Annotated in this window: 19 protein-coding genes and 1 pseudogene; 5 read left to right on the top strand and 15 right to left on the bottom strand. The window is 57.6% G+C overall.

The window, feature by feature from the left end; genetic code table 11:
- Window positions 1-727: 727 nt before the first annotated feature.
- From DWQ09_08850 to DWQ09_08830, 5 genes and pseudogenes are all read right to left on the bottom strand, one after another.
- Entirely contained in the window at window positions 728-1,681 is a 954-nt protein-coding gene (locus DWQ09_08850) for a hypothetical protein (GenBank protein KAA3628232.1), read from the bottom strand.
- Between the two features lie 664 nt (window positions 1,682-2,345).
- A pseudogene (locus tag DWQ09_08845) lies at window positions 2,346-2,780 on the bottom strand (hypothetical protein).
- 439 nt (window positions 2,781-3,219) lie between these two features.
- Window positions 3,220-3,567, bottom strand: a complete 348-nt coding sequence (locus DWQ09_08840; GenBank protein ID KAA3628231.1) for a DUF1428 domain-containing protein — start codon at window positions 3,565-3,567, stop codon at window positions 3,220-3,222.
- Window positions 3,568-3,665: 98 nt separating this feature from the next.
- Complete coding sequence (locus DWQ09_08835) at window positions 3,666-4,307, bottom strand: hypothetical protein (protein KAA3628230.1); 642 nt, start codon at window positions 4,305-4,307, stop codon at window positions 3,666-3,668.
- Complete coding sequence (locus DWQ09_08830; protein KAA3628229.1) at window positions 4,300-4,935, bottom strand: intradiol ring-cleavage dioxygenase; 636 nt, start codon at window positions 4,933-4,935, stop codon at window positions 4,300-4,302. Before DWQ09_08830 ends, DWQ09_08835 begins: the two co-directional genes overlap by 8 nt.
- 153 nt (window positions 4,936-5,088) lie before the next feature.
- Here DWQ09_08830 and DWQ09_08825 point away from each other — a divergent pair, with 153 nt between their 5' ends.
- On the top strand, window positions 5,089-5,457 hold the full coding sequence (locus tag DWQ09_08825) for a histidine triad nucleotide-binding protein (protein ID KAA3628228.1): 369 nt from the start codon (window positions 5,089-5,091) through the stop codon (window positions 5,455-5,457).
- A 54-nt stretch (window positions 5,458-5,511) separates the two neighbouring features.
- On the opposite strand, the gene DWQ09_08820 is transcribed toward DWQ09_08825, so the two are convergent.
- The 6 genes from DWQ09_08820 to DWQ09_08795 all read right to left on the bottom strand — a co-directional run bounded on the left by DWQ09_08820 (window position 5,512) and on the right by DWQ09_08795 (window position 11,888).
- Window positions 5,512-6,201, bottom strand: a complete 690-nt coding sequence (locus tag DWQ09_08820; GenBank protein KAA3628227.1) for a class I SAM-dependent methyltransferase — start codon at window positions 6,199-6,201, stop codon at window positions 5,512-5,514.
- Window positions 6,202-6,273: 72 nt separating this feature from the next.
- A complete protein-coding gene (locus DWQ09_08815) occupies window positions 6,274-6,702 on the bottom strand; it encodes a hypothetical protein (protein KAA3628226.1) in 429 nt (142 codons plus the stop codon).
- A 78-nt stretch (window positions 6,703-6,780) separates the two neighbouring features.
- Window positions 6,781-7,407, bottom strand: a complete 627-nt coding sequence (locus tag DWQ09_08810) for an SCO family protein (GenBank protein KAA3628225.1) — start codon at window positions 7,405-7,407, stop codon at window positions 6,781-6,783.
- A gap of 198 nt (window positions 7,408-7,605) precedes the next feature.
- Window positions 7,606-8,334: a hypothetical protein gene (locus DWQ09_08805; GenBank protein KAA3628224.1), complete on the bottom strand. Its 729-nt coding sequence runs from the start codon at window positions 8,332-8,334 to the stop codon at window positions 7,606-7,608.
- Window positions 8,335-9,054: 720 nt separating this feature from the next.
- On the bottom strand, window positions 9,055-9,642 hold the full coding sequence (locus DWQ09_08800) for a class GN sortase (GenBank protein ID KAA3628223.1): 588 nt from the start codon (window positions 9,640-9,642) through the stop codon (window positions 9,055-9,057).
- 5 nt (window positions 9,643-9,647) lie between these two features.
- A complete protein-coding gene (locus DWQ09_08795; GenBank protein ID KAA3628222.1) occupies window positions 9,648-11,888 on the bottom strand; it encodes a marine proteobacterial sortase target protein in 2,241 nt (746 codons plus the stop codon).
- Between the two features lie 1,000 nt (window positions 11,889-12,888).
- On the opposite strand from DWQ09_08795, the gene DWQ09_08790 reads away from it, so the two are divergent.
- The 3 genes from DWQ09_08790 (at window position 12,889) to DWQ09_08780 (ending at window position 16,338) form a co-directional block, all read left to right on the top strand.
- Window positions 12,889-13,284: a GxxExxY protein gene (locus tag DWQ09_08790; protein ID KAA3628221.1), complete on the top strand. Its 396-nt coding sequence runs from the start codon at window positions 12,889-12,891 to the stop codon at window positions 13,282-13,284.
- A gap of 271 nt (window positions 13,285-13,555) precedes the next feature.
- Window positions 13,556-14,254: a proteobacterial dedicated sortase system response regulator gene (gene pdsR / locus DWQ09_08785; protein ID KAA3628220.1), complete on the top strand. Its 699-nt coding sequence runs from the start codon at window positions 13,556-13,558 to the stop codon at window positions 14,252-14,254.
- A gap of 2 nt (window positions 14,255-14,256) precedes the next feature.
- A complete protein-coding gene (locus DWQ09_08780) occupies window positions 14,257-16,338 on the top strand; it encodes a HAMP domain-containing protein (protein KAA3628219.1) in 2,082 nt (693 codons plus the stop codon).
- 63 nt (window positions 16,339-16,401) lie between these two features.
- Here DWQ09_08780 and DWQ09_08775 read toward each other — a convergent pair whose 3' ends face one another.
- Window positions 16,402-16,884, bottom strand: coding sequence for a cytochrome C (locus DWQ09_08775; GenBank protein ID KAA3628218.1), 483 nt, complete (start codon window positions 16,882-16,884; stop codon window positions 16,402-16,404).
- A 110-nt stretch (window positions 16,885-16,994) separates the two neighbouring features.
- On the opposite strand from DWQ09_08775, the gene DWQ09_08770 reads away from it, so the two are divergent.
- Window positions 16,995-17,342: a transcriptional regulator gene (locus tag DWQ09_08770; GenBank protein KAA3628217.1), complete on the top strand. Its 348-nt coding sequence runs from the start codon at window positions 16,995-16,997 to the stop codon at window positions 17,340-17,342.
- A gap of 33 nt (window positions 17,343-17,375) precedes the next feature.
- On the opposite strand, the gene DWQ09_08765 is transcribed toward DWQ09_08770, so the two are convergent.
- The 3 genes from DWQ09_08765 to DWQ09_08755 all read right to left on the bottom strand — a co-directional run bounded on the left by DWQ09_08765 (window position 17,376) and on the right by DWQ09_08755 (window position 20,570).
- Complete coding sequence (locus tag DWQ09_08765; GenBank protein KAA3628216.1) at window positions 17,376-18,413, bottom strand: YIP1 family protein; 1,038 nt, start codon at window positions 18,411-18,413, stop codon at window positions 17,376-17,378.
- A gap of 268 nt (window positions 18,414-18,681) precedes the next feature.
- Window positions 18,682-19,698 (bottom strand): ABC transporter permease, encoded by a 1,017-nt coding sequence (locus tag DWQ09_08760; protein ID KAA3628215.1) that lies wholly within the window; start codon window positions 19,696-19,698, stop codon window positions 18,682-18,684.
- The gene (locus DWQ09_08755) at window positions 19,695-20,570 is read right to left on the bottom strand and encodes an ABC transporter ATP-binding protein (protein ID KAA3628433.1); all 876 of its coding nucleotides are present in this window, start codon (window positions 20,568-20,570) and stop codon (window positions 19,695-19,697) included. Before DWQ09_08755 ends, DWQ09_08760 begins: the two co-directional genes overlap by 4 nt.
- Between the last annotated feature and the right edge of the window lie 131 nt (window positions 20,571-20,701).

Raw genomic sequence — 20,701 nt, 5'->3', positions numbered from 1 at the left:
TTCCTACTGCAGACAGTACTTGATTACCCGACTTTAGCCCGCCGATACAAACTCGGCTCAAGAGGTTCCCGATATAAACAGCCTGCCCTGATGAGACGGTAAAGCGATAATCGGTCAGAGGAAAAGTCCATCCACTTTGGGTGAAGCTACCATCCGTCGACCTGCTCATCATTGCAGGTGTAACTTGCTGGAATTCGTAGTCACCCGGGGGAAGAAGTATGGCGAAAAGATATCCACATTCGAATTCGAGCCCATCATCCTGGCAGAGGGGCATTGAACCCCACATGTAGAATGGATTCCACTTGAAAGCCGAGGTAATGTGACCTTCTATATCCTGGTCAGTTAATGAGCGAAAATCGTATCGACTCCACTCGTACCACGGAGGATTATCAGCGGCGGGTTTAGATCCGACAGAGCCGATGACAAGCCCAAGATCGGAATCAACCCCGATGCTGTATCCCCGCGGAAGATCATACTTAGAAGCGACAGAGCAACCAACAGCCATTTGGGTTAAAAATAGAGTCATTAAATAGTAAAGTCGAACGCGCCTTTTTATTGAATGACTCATTGAGGTATCTGTAAAAATCAGGCTAACGACAGTGCTTTGCGGAAAATTTGGAGCGTAGCGAAAAATTTGTCCGACAACAGCACCTTGTTATAAGTGATTGAGTACTCCATCTGCATTACGGGTCGGTACATAACCGAATGGCGCAGGTAATCCGACCAGCTAAAGCCAGCCACCTGGTGGCTTTAATCCCCTCCGGGTGAGGTCGGCGCGTTCTTCCTCGCCTTTCCGCGAGGGCATAGGCTTGGTCTCCCACTTATCCACATTCGACGTGCGGTGTTCGATCCAGTGCCTGAAGGTCATGCCCCCGTATTCACGGATCCATTCACTGCGACCCTCAAAAGCTATGTGGCGTTGGCCATCATCATCGGCATCCGGGTGGAAGAAAAAGAACGGATCGACCTTCGCGTTTTCGCGCATCAGTTGCGCCGCCCCCAAATCCCGCGCCCAATCGCGTAGAGCTCGTCGGTCATCTGTGGTCAGGCCGTCAACCGTTGTTACGTCACGTCTTTTCTGCACGGCTTTGCCGCGAAAAGGCCACGTAACAAGCCCGATAAAGGCCGCCAATATCATGATAATTGCGGGGATGAGCAGGAGCCATGAGATACCCGAAAGCGCGACGGCGAATACCTGAGTCAGGATGTGGTTGTTGTTCTCATGGTGCCAAACATCGGCGAGCGTGAAGTACAGCGCGTCGAAACCCCATATGTCGCCCAGCCAGTCAAGAAATCCGTAGTAAAAGCCGCTTAATAGCGCGCCTATCAGTCCAATTACCGTTAACAGCAGCGTGACCCTGCTCGTCTGCTTGTTCTTGACGGCGTGATGCCCAGCGATGCAATAGTCACAAATTCTCACGGTGCACTCACCGATCGGAATGTAGGTGTTGGTCGTGTTTGTAAAGGTAATGTTCGCACCGCCGCTCTCGCAAGTCATCTCTTCATACCAACCGTATTCGTCGGTGAAGCTTTTTGCATCGTGCGCCCCGCAGAACCAGCAACCAGACTGATTGAACGCGCTTGCTTCCATCAGGCGCGGTTTGCTGAAATCTATACCGCGAGAAGATAGACGCGGTGCACCACCCTTGTCCTTCTTAATTATGGAGCGTTCAAACATCATGCGAGAACCCTTTCAGGCAGCTTTACTCATTTCAGTACTCGTTGATTCATAGGCGTTGGGGGGGGTGGCATATACCCAACGCGAAAGCTCGAAAGCTGTCTCTTATAACAGTGTCATAGACGGATTAAGCAGTATTGGTAATAGTGCGTAAGCGACCTATTCCAAATGACAGTCCCTCGATCAAACATGATCGAGTCCTTAAAAATCGAGCGGGGCACTTCGAAGGGAAAAGGCTGATTCACGACTTCACCTCCCTGTTTCTGGTTGGACGCCACTGCGTCTCCGTCAGCTAAGTGTCTGATTCTTGTCGCTCACCCGGATCATTCGACAGGCGGCGACGCCACTCCATGTAGCGCGTTATGGATCCATTAAGGCCCAATTTGCGGATGAGATCAAGACCCGGATTGGACCGGTACTCGGGGATGGGAAAAAGCACCGGTAGGTCGGGTTAGCGCAGCGTAACCCGACTTCTTGTCGCCTTCCATTGTCGGGTTACGCTGCGCTAACCCGACCTACGTCTGATGGGGAGGGGGTTTAAGTCGAGCTTAGAGCGTGCTCGAGAGCGGGGCATTTACTGAGTGGAATCTCCCGCCGGGATGACGTGATTGGAACGCGCAACTGACGAGCTATTCGGCTCTTTTGTTTCATCAGGCGTCTCGCCGCGCGTGAGGTGCAGAAACACCCCCAACGCCAGCAGCAGCACTGCGGCGCTCACGATGATGGCTACCGAGTAATAGAGGTTACCGGCCAGATCGAGTTGGCTGTACTTGATGGACATCATCAATCCCTCCAGGGCGAGCGCGGTACAGACCACGCTGATGAAACGCGCGATGCTGCGCCGCAGATCGAATATCACGTTTCCGTCGCGTTCGCGCCCCACGTACTCCTGCTGAATGCTCACCGCAAGCTCGAACACCGCCAGCCCGACGATGGCGAAGTTGATGGACTTGATGAGGGTCTCCACCAGGTCGTTCTGCGATCCGATTCCCGCCACGAGCTTGTAGACCGAGATACCGCACAGGTACATGGCGAAGATCACGAAGATTCCTGAAAACAGCACCGCCATCACGGTCGGCAGACGTGCCAGAAATGGGTACATACTTAGGTGGCTACGGGAGTTCGAGGCAAAGGGCAGGGTCGCTTCCATGGTGGCTCCTGTTGGGGTGGTTGGTGTAGCAGGGGCCGCGAGTATGGTGGGGTGAGCCGTCGTCGATTGTGATCGAGATCGCGGATTGACGCTCTCGAATACGTTGTAACTGATTGATTAATCGATTATTTGCTGGTGTTAACCGTGATTAGACGACCACTGGCGAGGTTAGTTCTCAATCAATGGGATCAGAGGGAAATGGTTCCTGTGTTCGTGCGCGTTGCTCGCTGGTGCGGATTTCGTGGAACGCCACCCTCACCCCTGCCCCCTTCCTGAGGGAGAGGGAGTTTTGCTGCTGATTCAGGGCGTGCGCTTGGGTTGGGGATTCACTGGTTGGAATCGCGTACCTGAATCGCGTGGCGGGCAGCTGGGGAAGCAGGGCGTTGTTGCGTCACTCATCCACCACCATCTGGAACCCCCCGTAGATCAATCGCGTGCCGTCGAAAGGCATGTCTTCCATTCTCATTCTCGAGTCATTCATGACCTTTTCCATACCGGCGTCACGACTCGCCTTCGAGGGCCATGCGATCCACGAGAAAATCACCGTCTCTCCCTCCTGACGTTTGACCGCCAGGGGAAACGATGTGATTTCCCCGTCGGGAACATCTTCACCCCAACATTCCACCAACCGCAGAGCGCCGTGCTCCTTGAACACGACAGCAGCCTCTTTGGCGTGCTGGATGTATTTCTCCCGGTTCGCGTTGGGAACGGCGGCGACGTAACCTTCAATGTATTCCATGACGATCTCCTGATCTTTGTTGGAAACCGGGGCCAGACCACGGTTTCACTGCCTTGCCCTCCCGACCCGAGTTCCACACTTCGTTCTGCAACACCCTGCTAAAACTCCCGCTCACGGCTCCACGCCGTTAAAGTGGTCGCAGAGAGGCAACCCACCCAGCGGATAGCGGCACCCGCCGTGCTCAATACCACCACGCTTCCCGGTTCTGGCTGCCGCGCGCACGCAGGCCACTGCGGATCGGCGATGGCGGCGAGACTGCACGGGTGAGCCACCACGGCGACGTTGACATCGGAGTAGGGGAGCGGTGCCCGCAACAACGCACGCAGTTCGGCCGCGGACTTTGTCGCCGCATCGCGATTGCCGCAGTCGATGGCCAGCTGCGGATCGATCCGCACCCGGTCGGCGCCGATCACCAGATACGCGGTATGGCGCGCCGCGCACACCGGACTGGCGTGGACGACTTCCACCAGTACGCCGCGCTTGAGCAAACCCACCCCTACCGCTTTCGCGGTTCCCCAACCCGTGGGCGTCAGCCAGGTCCGCGGTGCGCACTCGGGAGGATCGCGATAATCAGTGGGGTACGTCTGTTCGGCGGCGGCGTGCGGGAGAAACAGGTGATAACCACCCCCGCGCAGCTGCTCCGCCAACGCGGCCTCGTCCGCAGTCGATAGCGACGGGCCGAGGCTCGCCGCAACGCTCAGACACGCAACCAGAAAACGCTGTAGATATCGTTCATGCATTTGGGGTTACTCCCAATACCAGATCGAACATCGCGCTGAACGCGGCTTCACCCTGCGCCTCGGCGACAAAGGCGGCCATGGCCCGTTCGCGCGCCTCGACCGGAATGCGCTGAAACAGGAAATCGCCACGGTTGCGCGGTTCACCCTGGATATAGAGTTGGGTAACGAATGGCCGGTCGCCCGGTGTGAAGACCGCCATGTGGATATGGGGCGTGCGCCCCGGGTAGGGCACGGGCCTGATGGTGCGGAAGCGATAGCGCCCTTGCGCGTCGGTCAGCGCGTGTCCGAAGCCCTGGAAGTTGGGGTCGAGTGAGCGCCCACTGTCGCGCGGGTGATGGTAGCGGCCATTGGCGTCGCACTGCCAGATCTCGATGCGCGCGCCGGGAATGGTGTCACCGTTGGTGTCCAGCAGGCGCCCGGTGAGGTCGGTGATCTCGCCTTTGGCCACGCCTTCGCGCCCCGCCACGTGAGTCAGATCGTTGTCATCGTCGAGCGGCAGTTCGGTGGGGTAGAAGGGACCGGCCGGCCCCGGCGGGGTTGCCAGCAGGCGCGCCAGGCCCGCGGCCGGGAGGATGCTGGCCAACCCACCCGCCATGCCCGCCAACCAGTACCGTCGCGAAATCGCCATATCGCCACTCCTGCTGCGATGGATACAGTGTAGACCCACTGGCGCCATTCGGGGTTCACCGGCGACAGGTCCGGGACGTACCGGCGCAACGGCGTTAAACTTCGGCAGGCGGCTGCACCGCACTATTCACACGCAATCAGTATGGAGTTACGCATGGCTTACGATTCCAACAACGTCTTCGCTAAAATTCTGCGCGGCGAGATCCCCTGCAACAAGGTCTACGAAGACGACTACGCCCTGGCCTTTCACGACATTGGCCCCCAGGCGCCCGTGCATGTCCTGGTGATCCCCAAGGGCGAGTATGTTTCGTTCGACGATTTCTCGGCGCAGGCCCCGCCAGAAGCAATTACCGGTTTCTATCGCGCCGCGCAGAAGGTCACCGGGATGCTGGGGTTGCTGCCGGGCGGTTACCGCGTGCTGGCCAACACCGGGCCCGATGCCCACCAGGAGGTGATGCATTTCCACCTGCACATCTTTGCCGGGTGTGATCTGGGGAGGATGATCAAGCCGCGTTTGGCGTGACCGCGGGCTGCATCGCGGCGGATGCGGATTTGCACTGCACCGACACGATGCCCGTTACGGCTTGATCCAACGACCGATGAGAAAAGCCCCCCGCATGCTGCCCGCCTGAGCACCACGCTGTTCTTTTAGGCGCGCCCGTTCCGGTTGGTCGGTTTTATCGAAATGGACTGCCGTTCGCAGGACACCGCCGACGGGCGCCAGCGCCGCCATCTCATCCGGTGAGCGAAAGCGGGCGTGGCGAAAAACCGATTGCGCCTGCGCCGCCGCGTCTTCCTTGCGACGTTCCGCCCACGGACTGAGGCTGTTCAGCGTGGCGACGACGATCGTTCCGCCAGGCCGCGTTACGCGAAACAGCTCGTCCATGGCCGTGCGTGCATCGTCGATGAATTCCAGCGCCGTGATCGACACACACTTGTCGAAGCACCCGCCTGCAAACGGCAGCACCCGCATATCGGCAACGAGAGGCGCGAAAGCCTCGGAGGGCAGCGCGTGTCGCGCAGAACAGAGCATCGGCAGGGAGAGGTCCATACCCACGACGTGCGCGCCCGCGTCGATCACCGGTTGCGTGAAGATCCCCGAACCACAACCGGCGTCGAGAATCGCTTCGCCCACCTGTGGCTGCAGCAGTTCCAGGATCAGGCTTTGCTCACACGCCTTGACCAGGCTTCCGATGGGCGTCTCGAACCACTGGCGGTACTTGTCCGGCCAGGAATCAAACAGCTGACTGGAATCAGTGGGGCGCATAGGCCCTCGCGCTCGGAGTGACGCGGTGCAGGGCTCTCATTGCGTTCTCGCTCGCCACAGCGTAAGGCACTCTTACTGGCAGAACAGAAGCAGATGATTGGGCAGCACCAGCCGTGTGAATGCCTGGGCTTCGAGATCCTGCCTGGCGTTGGTGACCGGTACCTGCAGGGCGATGCGCAGTGTATGCGGGAACACACTCGCGCCCAAATAGTCGATGCCGGGGTGCGACGCGAAAAACCGCTCCGCCACTCCCCTGTCCTGATCGTTGTTCAGAACTACCAGATATTCGGAAGCGCGATACTGAGTCTGTTTGACCGCTTCCAGATTGGCGAGGTGCGCGCTGCCGATCTTCAGCAGCAACTGCTGAACCGACCCCTGCCACGTCGGGTAGCTGGCACTGGCAACGCCCAGCAAAAACGCCAATGCGATGGAAACGGAATAGGCCGCCCAGGAGCGCTTGATTCGTGGATGTAACTCGACACTGGAATCTTTTGGGTACACGGGTTCAGCGTATCGAAAAGGTTGGCTCAGGGATGGACAGAGTGATTCATGCGGTAACCATCGTTCAGGACTCGTAGTCTATTTCTTGTGCGGCTCATTTGCCAAAAACTCACGGATCGCCACGACTCTCTGCGCAAGCTCTCCGGCCTGATGGGGATGAGGAAACATACCGACCAGGCGACCCGCAGGATCGGTCAGGAGTATCGACGAGGTGTGGTCCACGGCGTAATCGCCGTTCTCATCCGGTTTGTTGTGCAGGTAGAAGACGCCGAGCTGCGCGGTGAGCGCGGACAGCTGCTGCAGATCGGCATTGCCGGCCCCGATGAGCCTGTCGCTGAAGTAGCCGACCCACTGGGCAAGGCGCTCGGGGGTATCGCGGGCGGGATCGACGGAAACAAAGAGGTACTGCATAGCCGCGGCTGGCTCATCGTTCGCCAGCGTCGGTTCGAGCGCCTGCAACACGCTGAGTGCCTGGGGGCAGACATCGGGGCAGTGCGTGTAACCAAAGTACCACAGTGTCCAGTGTCCCCGCACACGTGACAGGTCAAATCGTTCGCCACGATGATCGGTCAATTCAAAAGAGGAAAGCTGCCGCGGTGCAGGCCACAGAAACCCTTCGATGGTGGCGAGATCAGGGGAAGGTGCAAATACACGGTACCCCACGAACCCCAATCCGAAAGCGCTAACGAGCGCCAGCCCAAACATTACTCTCTTCAAGTTCCACTGCCTCACAGTATCTCTATCGCCCAGTGTACCTGGCCAATATCGGAGAACGTGAATGTTAGAACCTGTCTCAAAATCCCGCACGAGCTGATACGGTTGCGTGCCGCTGATTTCAAGAAAAAAACCGGCGGTGGCTATCGCGCACCGCCGGAAGGCCAGGGAGGAGGCAAAACAGTGGGTTCAGAGTTTCAGTTCGGCGACACCCTGCGAAGCCTTCGGGTTATCAATGGAGACGCTCACCCGTCGTTCCAGGGCCCAGCCATCCACATCGTTTTCGGCGCCCGCCGAGTGGGCTTCGCCGTAGGCGGTGGCCTGAATGCGCGCGGCATCGACACCGTTGTCGATCAACGCCTGCTTCACCGACCCGATGCGCTGTTCGGAGAGGCCCTTGTTGTAGGCCGCATCGCCGCGATGATCGGCATAGCCTTCGAGTTTGATTGTCAGCGCAGGATGTTCGCCCAACAGCGTGGCCAACCGGTCCAGCTTCTCTTCGTACTGCGGCTCCACACCATGAGAGGCGGTGCGGAACAGTACTTCCAGGGAGTAGTGATGCGGCTCTAGCCCGCCCTTGAACAGCTTGCTGGCATCATTGGTGGCGACCAGGGTCTCTTTGAGTTTCGCCACAGCACTCTGCGACTCGACCAGCTCGGCTTCGGCCGCAAGACGCTCCGCGGCGGCGAGCGTCAGTTTCTCTTCGCTGACGCTGCTGCGCATGATCAGGGTGCCAGTTGTCGCGCCCAGGACCATGCCCACCGGACCGGCAAGCGCGCCGATCAAGGCTCCGACGCCGAATCCACCCCCGGTGCGCATATCCTCATCGACCTCGCTGGCAAAAGCGGCCCCATTGGCCGCCAAAGCTGCGGCGATGGCCGTGGCAAGGACAGCGTTCTTGATAGTGCTGGTCTTCATGGTGCGATCTCCTGTTGAGGTTAGTGGTTCCCGGATATCAATCCGATGAGTCCATTAAACAAAGGAGATCGGGCGAAGCCCTGACGGCTTTGCGGATGGTCGGTGATGCTTTGTGACGAAATGTGGCGGGCGAGGCGATGGCGAAGGATTTGGCGAACCCGAATTCAAGGAAAGAATTTTTTACCACGAAGTACGCAAAGTACGACAAAAACACTTCTTGTTTGTTGGCTCCGATAATCCAGCACCACGCAAACTTGAAGGTACCGGGTTGCGGGTCTCCGCTGTGCTCCGCCCGGATTGACGAGTTGAAACGATGGCGAGGGGTTTAGTGAGCTCCAATTGAAAGAAAGGAATTATTTACCACGAAGTACACAAAGTACGCGAAGTGAGACAAAAACACTTCTTGTTTGTTGGCTCCGGGAATCCAGCACCACGCTAACTCGAAAGTACCGGGTTTCGGGTCTCCGCTATGCTCCGCCCGGAATGACGAGTTGAAACGATGGCGAGGGGTTTAGTGAGCTCCAATTGAAAGAGAAGAGTTGTTTACCACTAAGTACACAAAGTACTTGAAGTGAGACAAAACACTTTTTTGTTGCCTCCGGGAATCCAGCACCACGCAAACTTGAAGGTACTGGGTTCCGGGTCTCCGCTGTTTTGCCATTGTTCCAACTTTGTGTACTTCGAGTACTTTGTGGTTAATTATTTTTTGCCGTACTTCGATTACAACACGACCTTTTCGAGCATGGTCGAACGCACCGGCTCGGCAAGTACCACAAAGCGCAGCGGGCCACCCGGATTGATGGCGTCGAACGGAAAGCAGGTCACCAGAATCAATTCGCCGCCGTGCGGATCGATGCGCAGAGCCTGATCGCGTGTATCCACCAGCCGGCTCTCCTTGACGCGATAGCGGCGAATCGCGCCGCCGTGCAGATCCAGCCCGATTTCGTCTCCCGCGATGAGATTGCGCAGGATGGCGAAATGCGTATCGCGATGACCGGCTATCACCAGTGACTCGTGCATCGTTCCGATACTGCCCTGCCACACCCCAGGACCGAAGGCCAACGAACGATCCGTTGCATCGGAGAGTACGTAGAGCGTGCTTTGCAGTCGGGGAACGGCAAGACGTGCAACCGGATGCATATCCGCCCATGACCAGGGACGCGCCGGCCCGTCGGGTCGTGCCCATGCGCGAGCGATCAGCTGCTGCGCCACCCATGCCTTGGTATGCAGATAACCCGCGCTGCCCAGGTGCCAGGCGGAGCCTGCCAGCAGCACCACAACAAGCGCCGGTATCATTTTGTGCCGCATAGACTTCACGACGGCTCCTCCCTGCGCAGCGCCACCAGGAGCCACGCACCGATAGCCAAAGCGGCACCCAGGAGCAGATGCAGAGAAGCAGGTGTCGCGGTGCGCGGCATGGAGACCTTGTGCAGCGTGGAACCCTGGGGCAATGGACTGGGTATGGGTTTGGCGGCAAGCGGCGTCGCCGCGGGTCGCGCCGGCACCTTATCCACCGCGACGAGGCTGGTGTAACGGCTGACGAGATGGTGTTTCAGCGCGATGGCCGTCACGGCTTCCCGCATCTTTTCCTCACTCCCATCGCGTGTGGCTCTGTGCGTGAGGTAGCGAATCTTCTCCTGCGCCCACAATGCCGCGATGCCGGGACTCTGTTGCGGCAGGGCCAGCGCGAGCGTGCGCCGCCACGGCGCCTGACCGGTGATGCCTTCGATGTGCAACTCACCCGCCAGGCGGTCGACCAGGGCGGCCACCAGCACCGGCTCGCCGTGGTAGAGATCGGGATGGATATCCGGCCAGGTCTCCGCATCGACCCCCTCCGGCCAACGCAGGCGTATTTGCGCCAGGAGCGGGTTCTCCAGTTTCGTGAAGAGCCGTCCGATCTTCTCGCCCACCTCCGCACTTGAGCCGATGTGCGTGAAGGAACCACGCCCCATGCGCGCCGCCTCGCGCATGAAATAACTGTTGGGTGCGGGCCCTATGCCAATGGTAAAAAGCCGTGATTCGCCCAGCCGCTCTCTCACCAGTTGAAACAGCGCCGGTTCGTTGCCGACGGCACCGTCGGTGATGAAGAGCACCTGCCGCAAATGGCCACGGGGCGCTTGCCCGCGCAGTGCCATCTCGATGGCCGGCACCATCATCGTGCCGCCGTCGGCCCTCAATCCCGACACGACGCGCAATGCCTGAGCGATCCGTTGCGAGGTAACAGGCTGGGGTGAGGTGTAGAGCTTGCGCGTGGTGTTGTTGAACTCGATAACGTTGAAGCGATCCCCCGGTTGCAGGCGCTGCAGCGCATCGCTGAGCGCCGCCTTGGCCTGCTCGATCGACGGTCCACCCATGGAGCCCGAGGTGTCGAGAATGAAGATCACCTCACGCGGAATACGCACCTCGTCTGCCGCAACGGCCGGCGGCATCATCATCACCAGCGCGTAGTCCTGATCCGCAAACCGTTCGGTAAAAAGCGCGGCCTGGGGATGGTGCCCCAGCTCGGGACGCCAACGCAGTACAAAATCACGCTCCATGCGTACCGGTCCATCCTTAAGGGTGATGCGATGGATGCCCTCGGCTTCCTGCACCGCAACGGGATGCGAATCGCTGCGCAGATCCGCCAACGGAAATCCGGGATTCATGCGGATCGCGATACCCGCCACCGGGAAGTGATCGCGCGACTCATCGGCCCTGGGAATCAGGATCGGTGGCGTAACCCGCGGGGCATCAGGAACCTCAGCGGTCGGGGATGCCCAGCCCGAAGTGCCGTCTACCCGCAGCGGCACGGCATCCACCTGGATGGGCGCGCCGGGAATGAAACGCGGCGTGATGGTGAGGGGGAAGCGCAGGCTGAACTCGCCCTGGTCATAACGCAGGGTCTGCAGATAGGCGATCTCCACGCTGATCGACTCACCCGGCGGGATGTTCGCCACCGAGGTCGTAAACATGTTGGGACGCTCCTGCTCGACGAGGCTCGCGCGTTGGCCGGCGTCCCTGGCTTGCTGGTAGACCTGTCTGGCGACTTCACGCGGCTTGATCTCGCCTACGATCACCCGCTCACCGATGTGCATTTTCAGGGCATTGACCGCAGCGTTCTCCGGCAGGGGAAAGACGTAGACGCCCTCGGCCCATTCTGCGCTGTCGTTGCGGAAGGTCTGGCGCACCTGCGCGCGCACCACCAGCCCGCTGATGCTCATTGCGACATCGGTATCGAGGCGCAACGCCGCGCGATAATTCTGCTCGTCGGTGACAAACAGCAGGGTGCCGGTCCGTGCCTGATGCAGTTCGCTGTAGCGCTCCTGCCCATCTCCTGCTGCGTAGGCATCGGGTATATAGAGACCTACAGCGACAAAGGCCGTCAACGACAGCAGCAGATACCACAGCTGCAACCAGCGGCCATTCCGATCGCTACGACGCAATCGCCGTCTGCGGCGCATGCGCGCCACCAGCTCCGGGTAGTCGCGCAGCAATTCACGCTCCAGATCGGCAGTAATGCGCCGACGCCGGCGCATCTGCGGCGATCGCTGTGAACCGCGGTATTTCTCCCACATTGCCCTGCTCCCCGTGTCGGTGTTTGTTGATAGCTATTCCAAGCGACTCAAAGGGCGGAGCGGTGTACGAAAAATGGCAAATCAAGGATGGAAAGTGATAGTTTGTGACGCGAAGGCTGGGGAGGATGGTTTTGTGGTAATTAAGATAGGGCCGAGGGAACGATATCCGATTTGGTCCTAAGTCAAATTCTTATTGACCACAAAGTACACGAAGTTCACAAAGTTAAACAATCTGAAAGGATGACCGGACCAGTGTATTCGGATAGCTCAACATGACCTTCCTGCTTCTTTGAATAATAAATTGCTTACTTCGTGTACTTTGTGTACTTCGTGGTAAATCGCCTTTAAAAGTAATCAAGCGAATACGACGCCGGGAATTGATAACTGATGCGAAATCGGGAAAAGCATTTTTCACCACAAAGTACACGAAGTTCACAAAGTTAAACAATCAGAAAGGCTGACCAGTCCAGTGTATTCGAATAGGCCAACATGACTTTCCTGCTTTTGAACAATGAATTGCCAACTTCGTGTACTTAGTGTACTTCGTGGTAAATCGCCTTTAGAAGCTATCAAGAGAATGAGACGTCGAGAATTGATGACCAACGCAAAATCAGGAAAAGCTCTTTTTCACCACAAAGTACACAAAGTTAAACAATCCAAAAGGATGACTGGACCTGTACATTCGAATAGCTCAACATGACCTTCCTGCTTTTTTAAATAACGAATTGCTTACTTCGTGTACTTCGTGGTAAATCGCCTTTAAAAGCTATCAAGCGAATACGACGCTGGGAATTGATAACTGATGCGAAATCGGGAAAAGCTTTTTTTAACCACAAAGTACACGAAGTTCACAAAGTTAAACAATCTGAAAGAATGACCGGACCAGTGTGTTCGAATCGCTCAACGTAATTTCCCTGTTTCTTTTATTAATGAATTGCTTACTTAGTGTACTTTGTGTACTTCGTGGTAAAAGTGTTTCTAGTGGCAAGGAGCAAAAAGCATGGAAGCGATTAGGGGAGTCGATCCTGAAACAGAGGCAGTTGCAAAGCACGTTCTGGATGCCGCGTTTCGCGTTCATTCAGAGCTTGGTCCAGGACTGTTGGAATCGGTCTATGAGACATGTCTCACCTGGGAATTGGAATCCCAGGGCATCGAAGTCTTGCGGCAAGTCGCAATACTGATTCGGTATCGCGGGCGAGAACTGACGCCGGGCTTACGGCTGGATATGGTGGTGAGCGGACAAGTTATAGTAGAAACGAAGGCGGCAAATGCCCTCGTACCAATTCACCAGGCACAGCTCATATCCTATTTGAAGCTTGCCAATCTACGACTCAGCCTGCTGCTGAACTTCAACGTCGTCAGTATGAAGGACGGTATAAAGCGGTTAGTTTATTGAACGTTCTTGTTTGTTGTAGAAACTTCGTGTACTTCGTGTACTTTGTGGTGAAACGATCTCTGCAGTTGACTATCCGAGGGACCCGATGACACGAAGCTTACCAATCTACGACTCGGCTTCCTGCTGAACTTCAACGTCGTCAGTATGAAGGGCGGCATAAAGCGGCTAGTTTATTGACCGTTCTTGTTTGTTGTAGAAACTTCGTGTACTTCGTGTACTTCGTGTACTTTGTGGTGAAACGATCTCTACAGTTGACTGTCCGAGGAACCCGATGAAACGCCGTATCGCTATCGTTGAAGATGAGGCCGCACTGCGCGAGAACTTTCGCGCGGCACTTCAACGCTACGGTTACGCCGTGGATCTCTACGCCAATCGGCGCGAAGCGCTGGACGCGTTCAGCCAACGCTTGCCCGAGCTGGTCATCATCGATATCGGCCTGCAGGATGAACCCGAGGGTGGATTCGATCTGTGCCGCGAGCTGCGCGCCCAGGCACCGCGCCTGCCGATCATTTTTCTCACGGCGCGCGACAGCGAGATCGATATCGTCTCGGGATTGAGGCTGGGCGCCGACGACTACCTCACCAAAGAGATCAGCCTCGACCACCTGGCCGCGCGGGTCATCGCGCTGTTTCGCCGTATCGATGCCTTTTCCACGCAAGAATCATCGGAGAGTTCTCTGCAGCGCGGCAGCCTGACGCTGAACCCTGACCGTATGACCGTACAGTGGGACGGCCACCCGGTCGAGCTTACCGTTACCGAGTTCTGGATGATTCACGCCCTGGCGCGCCATCCCGGTCACGTCAAGACCCGCCAGCAGTTGATGGATGCCGCCAACGTCGTCTTCGACGACCACACCATCACTTCGCACATCAAACGCATTCGCAAGAAGTTCCAGGGCATCGATCCCGAATTTGACGCCATCCAGACCGCTTACGGCGCGGGTTATCGCTGGAACGCCCAGAAGGCGTAACGGTGCCGCTGCGGCTGCAACTTCTGCTGGTGAGTCTGCTCGTGCTGGTGCTGCCGTGGGCAGCCCACCGCTATGTGCAGGAGATGGAGGGTGCGCTGCGCCAGGGGCAACAACAGGCGCTGCTCGCCACCGGCAGGGCCGTCGCCCAGGCGCTTGCCGGTCAAGCTGCCTTCGACACGCAAACAGAACCAACCACAGAGGTGGTCTCACCGCTCTACGCGGGGTTGCTGCCGCATCCGATCAATCTCGACGGTTACGCCGACGACTGGGCCAACTATGCCCATGATTACCAAAGCGTCGAATTCGGCAGCGGTGTCGACGGCAGCACCACACTGAGTTACCGCATCGGTATTCGCCAGGAGCGGCTGTACCTGCTTCTGGAGATCGAAGACAGCGATAAAGTCTACTACCGGCCCGTGGAATCCCAAGCCAATGGGGATCGCGTCGTGTTGCGGTTGCTTGCGCCGGATAGCGCATTTGACTACTACCTGATCGCCAGCAGTGCCACGGGAAATTTCAACGCACAACGTCTTGGCGGGCGCCGCCTGGATCAGATAGGCGAACCCAACTACCGCATACAAGGGTATTGGCTGGAGCGCAGCGAGGGATACCGCATGGAGATCGCGCTACCACTCGACATCGCAGAACGGGGCCTGGATTTCTTTTTCATCGATGTCGACAGCCATAGCCGCGATACATTCCGTTGGCAGGGTACCGCGGACTGGCGTACCTCGACCAAACCCACTCCGCTCATACATCCCTCGCGCGAACTGGGCGAAGCGCTCAAACCCTTCACCCCGAGCGGGCTGCGATTACGCGTTACCGACAATCAGGGATGGCTGCTGGCCGAACAGGATCGGCGCGGTGAAGCCACGGCGAGCGAACAGAGCCAACAGCGCGGTCTGTGGGATGCGGCACTGATTCAGTTGGTGCGCTGGAGTCTGGGACAGGAGGCACGGCCGTCACCTCTGCGCGATCGCAGCGGGCAGTTGAGCGGCGGCCTGTTGAATACCGCGCTCGGCGGCAACAGCGAAAGCGATTGGTTTCGTCAGCGCCGGACCGACACGCCTGTCATTGTCGCTGTAGCGCCCATTCAACTCGGCACCCGCATCGCCGGAACGGTCGTTGTCGAACAGGCCAGCGATCTCGTCGCGGCGCTCACCGAGCTCGCCTTCACCCGGCTTTTCTATCTCACACTGCTGGTGCTCTTTATCGTAGTGGTCGGTCTGCTCGGTTTCGCCTCGGTGCTGTCGTGGCGGGTGCGACGCTTGCGCGATGCCGCGGAAAACGCTGTGGCTGCAGACGGCACCATACGCGATGATTTTCCGCGGTCTCGCAGCCGCGACGAGTTGGGCGACCTGTCGCGCAGCTATGCCGATCTATTGGATGAATTGCGTGACTACACCGGTTATCTGCGACGTCTCGCTTCGATTCTTTCCCACGAACTGCGCACGCCGCTCGCCGTGGTCAAATCTTCTTTGGAAAACCTCCAGCAACTGCGCGAAGGCGAAACGGCCGGCGCCTATCTCGAACGCGCACGCGACGGAACCGAACGCCTCGGTCGTCTGCTTTCCGCTATGAGCGAAGCCGGTAATGTCGAGCAGGCAGTACATAACGAAGAAGATGAGCCGGTCGATCTCGGCGCATTGCTCGCGAGTTGCGTAGCCGGTTATCGCACCGCTTACCCTGAAAGCCGATTCGAATTGCTACTGAACGGCATCGATACGGATTTGCGTATCAATGGACAACCCGATCTACTCGCGCAGTTGCTGGACAAACTCATCGACAATGCGGTGAGCTTTTCGCCCGCTGATCAGCCTATTCAGATCAGACTCAATCAAGAATCGGATCGCGTGTTGTTAAGCATAATCAACTACGGCCCTTTACTTCCTGCGTCCCTGCGCAACCGCCTCTTCGACCCCATGGTGACCGTCCGCGAAAAACGCTACGATGCGCCCCATCTGGGCTTGGGACTGTACATCGTAAGGCTCATCGCCGAACGTCATCACGCGACCGTGACGGCGAAGAACCTGCCTCAGGCTCCAGGGGTCGAGTTTCTCGTTTCGTTTCCAATCTCAAAGTGATGACGCCACAGTCCGCAAACAGCGAAGACCTCATCACCGTGATTTGCGCCAGCCGGAAATGGGCTAGTCGCGGTAACCGCTGAAAACATACCCCTGGTCCCGTTGCGCCGTGTGGCACTGAAAACAGGCCGTGTCGGCTTTGTCGCCCACAACGCGTTGGTCGGGATCTCCCTGTCCGAATCCTTCAAATCCCCAACCACCCGTTGCTGCAAACCGGCGTCGATCTTTTTGCATCACACCGACCACCTTACGGGCGCCTTCCACAACCGCACCATCCACCTTGTTTGCTTCAAGCAGATCGAAAACAATCACCGCGTCGTCCGGAAACGTTCCTGTCCGATATCCGGTCATCGCCTGAGAATTGGCGTAGAGGTGGTGAATTCCTCCAAAGGTTTCATAAAGGCCATGACCAGGCTCGATAATCATGCTTTTGACATGCACCCAGTTGCGGTACCCTTGCGGGTACTCAACCACATGACCATCCGCGTTTGCGGGTCCTGCGAGCACGAGCAACAAAGCACCCAAAAGTGATCTACGATTTAGCATCTTGTTTCCTTTTGCAGATTTCGCACATTGCGTACCATCAAAGTAGGCGTGCGAACTGCTCCAAACAAGCGGGTACTTTTTGGTAGGGTACTCACCAAGCGGTTTAAATTATGGAAAACACGACAGAAAAAAAATCACGCAAACCTTCGGTTTCGCGCATGGTGGAGGATATCGTGGGCTGCAAGTGGTCGCTCGGGGTCATCCAGGTGGTGCGTGCAAACGTTACCCGACCCGGAGCCATGCAGCGTGAGCTGGACGGCATTTCCACTAAAGTGCTCAATGAACGCCTGACGAAAATGGTCCGCTACGGCATACTTTCAAAAGAGATCTTTCCGGAAATCCCGCCGCATGTCGAATATCACCTTACGAGTTTCGGCGAACAATTCAGTAAAATACTCGATCAGATCAACACGCTTCAGGAACAACAAACCAAAGACGACTCGCGAATCTCAGACTAGACCGAGACTCTCCAGATCTTCCGTGTCGCTCTCCTATTGGTCGACCTGCGACAACCGCTCCTCGTACTGCTTGTAGAGCGCATAATTGTGCTTCACGGCATCACTGATGTCTTTCTGAATCCGGGCGACGTGCAGTTGCTCTTTGACCCACATGTGCTCGGCCCAGTTGCCGCCGCCGGTTTTGACGACGTCCATCTCGGCGGTCGCAGCCCCCATCAGCGTACCGGTCAACTTGCCCAAATCACCGAGACTGACGCTGTCTTTATCACTCTTCTTCTCGAGCTGCTTAAAGGCTTCGCCCTGCTCGCGGCGCAGTTCGGCAGTTTTTTGGATGACATCGAGATAGCGCTCCATCTGCGTCTCGTTGATTTTGCCGTTGCGGGGCGGATCGAAGGTATCCCGTTCCGCCTCTTCCATCACTCTGGCCTGACGACCAAGGTCACCAAACATCACATTCGATGACCCGCCCGAACGTTCACCCATCATCCCCGCCTGATAGGAGCCCATCGCGCCGAAGCCCAGCAACGCTCCCAGGATCAATGAAGCGATCAGAGTGCACACCAGCGATGCCGCATAGTGCTGAACGCGCTTCTCGTCGGGCACCTTCAGATAGAGCGGAATGATCTGGTAGAGAAACACCAGCGAAACGATACCCAGCCCCAGTGACAACAACCACCCGATCCAGGGCAGGGTACCGAGAACGTTGCCGAGGTAGGCAGGAATCGCTGCCAGCGATAGCGCGGCGAAGCTCCTGTTGAAATTTGCCTCGCCTTTGAACATCCCGGCAAAGTAACTGAAGATAAAGCTCGCCATGGCGATGCCCACGGCCGCAAACAACAAACCCAGAATCAACCCGAGCAATCCGCCGGAACCACGCATCATCATGTAGTGGCTGCTGAACACCCACCCCAGCAGACTGGCCAGCACCAGAGAGGCGAGGATCAATGGCCCGGTCAACAGAGCGGCGGTATCTTTCCACTCCCGATTCTCTTCATGGTAACTCGCCCAGGTTTTCTGCGGCTCCAGCAAACCGCCCTGGATCAACGCAAGCGTCTTATTTGGATCGAACATGATTGCCTCCCTTCGTCAGGGAACCTCTGATTAAATCGTGTTCAGTGATTCTGTTGCCCAGAAATGACGATTTCGGTGTTGGAAAGCTTGGCAATAGCGGGCTATCACCTGCACTTTCCGCCTTGAACTCGACGCTTCTGAACAACACTCTCATCTAAACAGACTTAATCAAAGGCTCCTTAGTTATTCTTCGGCAACGTAATATCAGATTGTGGTTGGAGTCGAGCCCACTCTACTCCTACTGGTGGGACCAGGGAAAGCGCTCAACTCAGTCACCTTTCCAGCGGAAGGTGTACGCACCCACCGCCATAAATGCCACGCTCATGACCGCCAGCACCAGCAGATTTCCACTCACTTCCGACCACCCGGCGCCGTCCAGCATGGTCGCGCGTGCGGCTTCCAGCATATGGGTCAACGGCAGGAGTCGCGCTACCGCTTGGAGCAGCTCGCCGCTCCCCTCCAGCGAAAACCAGACGCCGGAAAGCACCATCATCGGCCAGGTCAGTACATTGAGCAGGCCACCGGCCAGCTCTTCGCTGGTGGTGCGCGAAGCGATCACCAAACCCAGGGCGATCATGGAAAAGGTGCCCAGTATCGCGATCACATAGAGCTGCAGATAGCTCCCCTCCATGCGGATGTCCAGTGCCAGGCTCACCCCGATATAGAGAATCGTCGCGGTAATCAGGTTGATTATCAGGCGCGAGAGAATCTGTGCCAGCAAAAACTCGACCGGGCGCAGCGGTGTGGCGTTGAGGCGCTTGAGAAACCCGTTTTTACGATAACGCACCACCACGTAGCCGACGCCAAACAGACTGCTGAACATGATGTTCATACCCAGTACGCCCGGCAGCAGCCAGTCGATGTAACGCACCGCTTCGCCGCTGACCGTGGCGCGCGCGAGGGGCGGTCCGGTGCTGCCGAGCAGCATCTTTTCCAGAATGTAGCCTTTAGGTGAGTCGGTGTTGACCCAGTAGGTAGGATCGTGCTCCAGGCGCAGCAACATATCGATCTGATGCCTTTCCACCTTGCGCACTGCGTCGCGTTCGTCGGCAACAGTGAAGAAGTGTATGTGCTCTGTTTCAAGGAAGCGGTGCGCGGCGACCTCTACCTGTTCCGCTTCGGATAATATGCCGACCTGGAACAGCGGTCGCCCGCCGTCGGCAAAGATCCACGCCATGCCGGCAACCAGCATGATCGGCATGGCGAGGTTCCATGCCAGCGACGAACGGTCGCGCACGAACTCCAGATTCCGGGCATGCAGTACCGCAAGAAATCGCCGGATCATGCGCGCAGCTCCTTGCCGGTGAGCTCGAGGAACAGGTCGTCGAGCGTGCGTGCACGCACTCGCAGACGCGCCAGGGAAACATTGTTCGCCAACAGCTGTTTCAACGCCCCGTCCACGTTCTTGGTAGAGATTTCGATGTAATTCTCGCCGCGCAGAATCGTAAAACCCAACTGTTCATGGTCGACCGTGAAATCCTCCGCCGGCAACTGCAGGATGGTATCGCCGAAGTGCTCGGCCAGCAGATCCTCGGGCGAACCCTGGGCGATGATACGCCCATGGTCCATGATGATGATCTCGTCACAAAGCCGGTACGCCTCTTCCATGTAGTGGGTGGTGAGGACGATGGTTTTTTTGGCCTCCTTGATCTGTTCAACAAGGTGCCAAAAACTTTGCCGCGATTGCGGATCGAGCCCGGTGGTGGGCTCGTCGAGAAACAGAATCTGCGGATCGTTGAGCAGCGCGATGGCCAGCAGCAGACGCTGGCGCTGCCCGCCGGAGAGTTTGCGATTGTCGCGATCGAGCAACTCTTCCAACGCGCAGATCTGAATCACCTCGTCGAGATTCGCCGCTTTTTCGTAGAGATTGTGGAACAGGCGCAGCGTCTCGCGCACCGTGAGGAAATCCTGCAGCGCGGTGGACTGGAACTGGATGCCCACCTCCTCCTGGAAGTGTCGGCCGCGCGGTACACCGCGATAGAGCACCTCACCCGAACTGGGCGTGACGATACCCTCCATGATCTCGACGGTGGTGGTTTTCCCCGCGCCATTGGGCCCCAGAATGCCGAAGCAGATCCCCTCCGGGATGGCGAAACTGACGCCGTCGACGGCGATCACGCCGGGGTACTGCTTGCGCAGGTTGCGCACTTCGATGATGGGGGATGGGGTCATAGGATTGCCAAATGAAACGAAAGTAGAAGGGTAGCTCACACGGATGATCGGTGACAGTCGGTTTCTATTCGAATTCTGGATACGTGTCAGTCTCTCCTCCCCTCCAGATAACGTCA

The sequence above is a fragment of the Pseudomonadota bacterium genome (assembly GCA_008501635.1).
Lineage (GTDB): Bacteria > Pseudomonadota > Gammaproteobacteria > QQUJ01 > QQUJ01 > QQUJ01.
The sequence above is the reverse complement of the archived record's forward strand: the minus strand, read 5'-3'. Positions and strand labels throughout refer to the sequence as shown.

What these genes read in the sequence shown, in the direction of transcription:
- DWQ09_08850 (KAA3628232.1), bottom strand. Translation starts at nt 1,681, where the DNA reads ATGATGTTTGAACGCTCCATAATTAAGAAGGACAAGGGTGGTGCACCG.
- DWQ09_08840 (KAA3628231.1), bottom strand. Translation starts at nt 3,567, where the DNA reads ATGGAATACATTGAAGGTTACGTCGCCGCCGTTCCCAACGCGAACCGG.
- DWQ09_08835 (KAA3628230.1), bottom strand. Translation starts at nt 4,307, where the DNA reads ATGCATGAACGATATCTACAGCGTTTTCTGGTTGCGTGTCTGAGCGTT.
- DWQ09_08830 (KAA3628229.1), bottom strand. Translation starts at nt 4,935, where the DNA reads ATGGCGATTTCGCGACGGTACTGGTTGGCGGGCATGGCGGGTGGGTTG.
- DWQ09_08825 (KAA3628228.1), top strand. Translation starts at nt 5,089, where the DNA reads ATGGCTTACGATTCCAACAACGTCTTCGCTAAAATTCTGCGCGGCGAG.
- DWQ09_08820 (KAA3628227.1), bottom strand. Translation starts at nt 6,201, where the DNA reads ATGCGCCCCACTGATTCCAGTCAGCTGTTTGATTCCTGGCCGGACAAG.
- DWQ09_08810 (KAA3628225.1), bottom strand. Translation starts at nt 7,407, where the DNA reads ATGTTTGGGCTGGCGCTCGTTAGCGCTTTCGGATTGGGGTTCGTGGGG.
- DWQ09_08805 (KAA3628224.1), bottom strand. Translation starts at nt 8,334, where the DNA reads ATGAAGACCAGCACTATCAAGAACGCTGTCCTTGCCACGGCCATCGCC.
- DWQ09_08800 (KAA3628223.1), bottom strand. Translation starts at nt 9,642, where the DNA reads ATGCGGCACAAAATGATACCGGCGCTTGTTGTGGTGCTGCTGGCAGGC.
- DWQ09_08795 (KAA3628222.1), bottom strand. Translation starts at nt 11,888, where the DNA reads ATGTGGGAGAAATACCGCGGTTCACAGCGATCGCCGCAGATGCGCCGG.
- DWQ09_08790 (KAA3628221.1), top strand. Translation starts at nt 12,889, where the DNA reads ATGGAAGCGATTAGGGGAGTCGATCCTGAAACAGAGGCAGTTGCAAAG.
- pdsR (KAA3628220.1), top strand. Translation starts at nt 13,556, where the DNA reads ATGAAACGCCGTATCGCTATCGTTGAAGATGAGGCCGCACTGCGCGAG.
- DWQ09_08775 (KAA3628218.1), bottom strand. Translation starts at nt 16,884, where the DNA reads ATGCTAAATCGTAGATCACTTTTGGGTGCTTTGTTGCTCGTGCTCGCA.
- DWQ09_08770 (KAA3628217.1), top strand. Translation starts at nt 16,995, where the DNA reads ATGGAAAACACGACAGAAAAAAAATCACGCAAACCTTCGGTTTCGCGC.
- DWQ09_08765 (KAA3628216.1), bottom strand. Translation starts at nt 18,413, where the DNA reads ATGTTCGATCCAAATAAGACGCTTGCGTTGATCCAGGGCGGTTTGCTG.
- DWQ09_08760 (KAA3628215.1), bottom strand. Translation starts at nt 19,698, where the DNA reads ATGATCCGGCGATTTCTTGCGGTACTGCATGCCCGGAATCTGGAGTTC.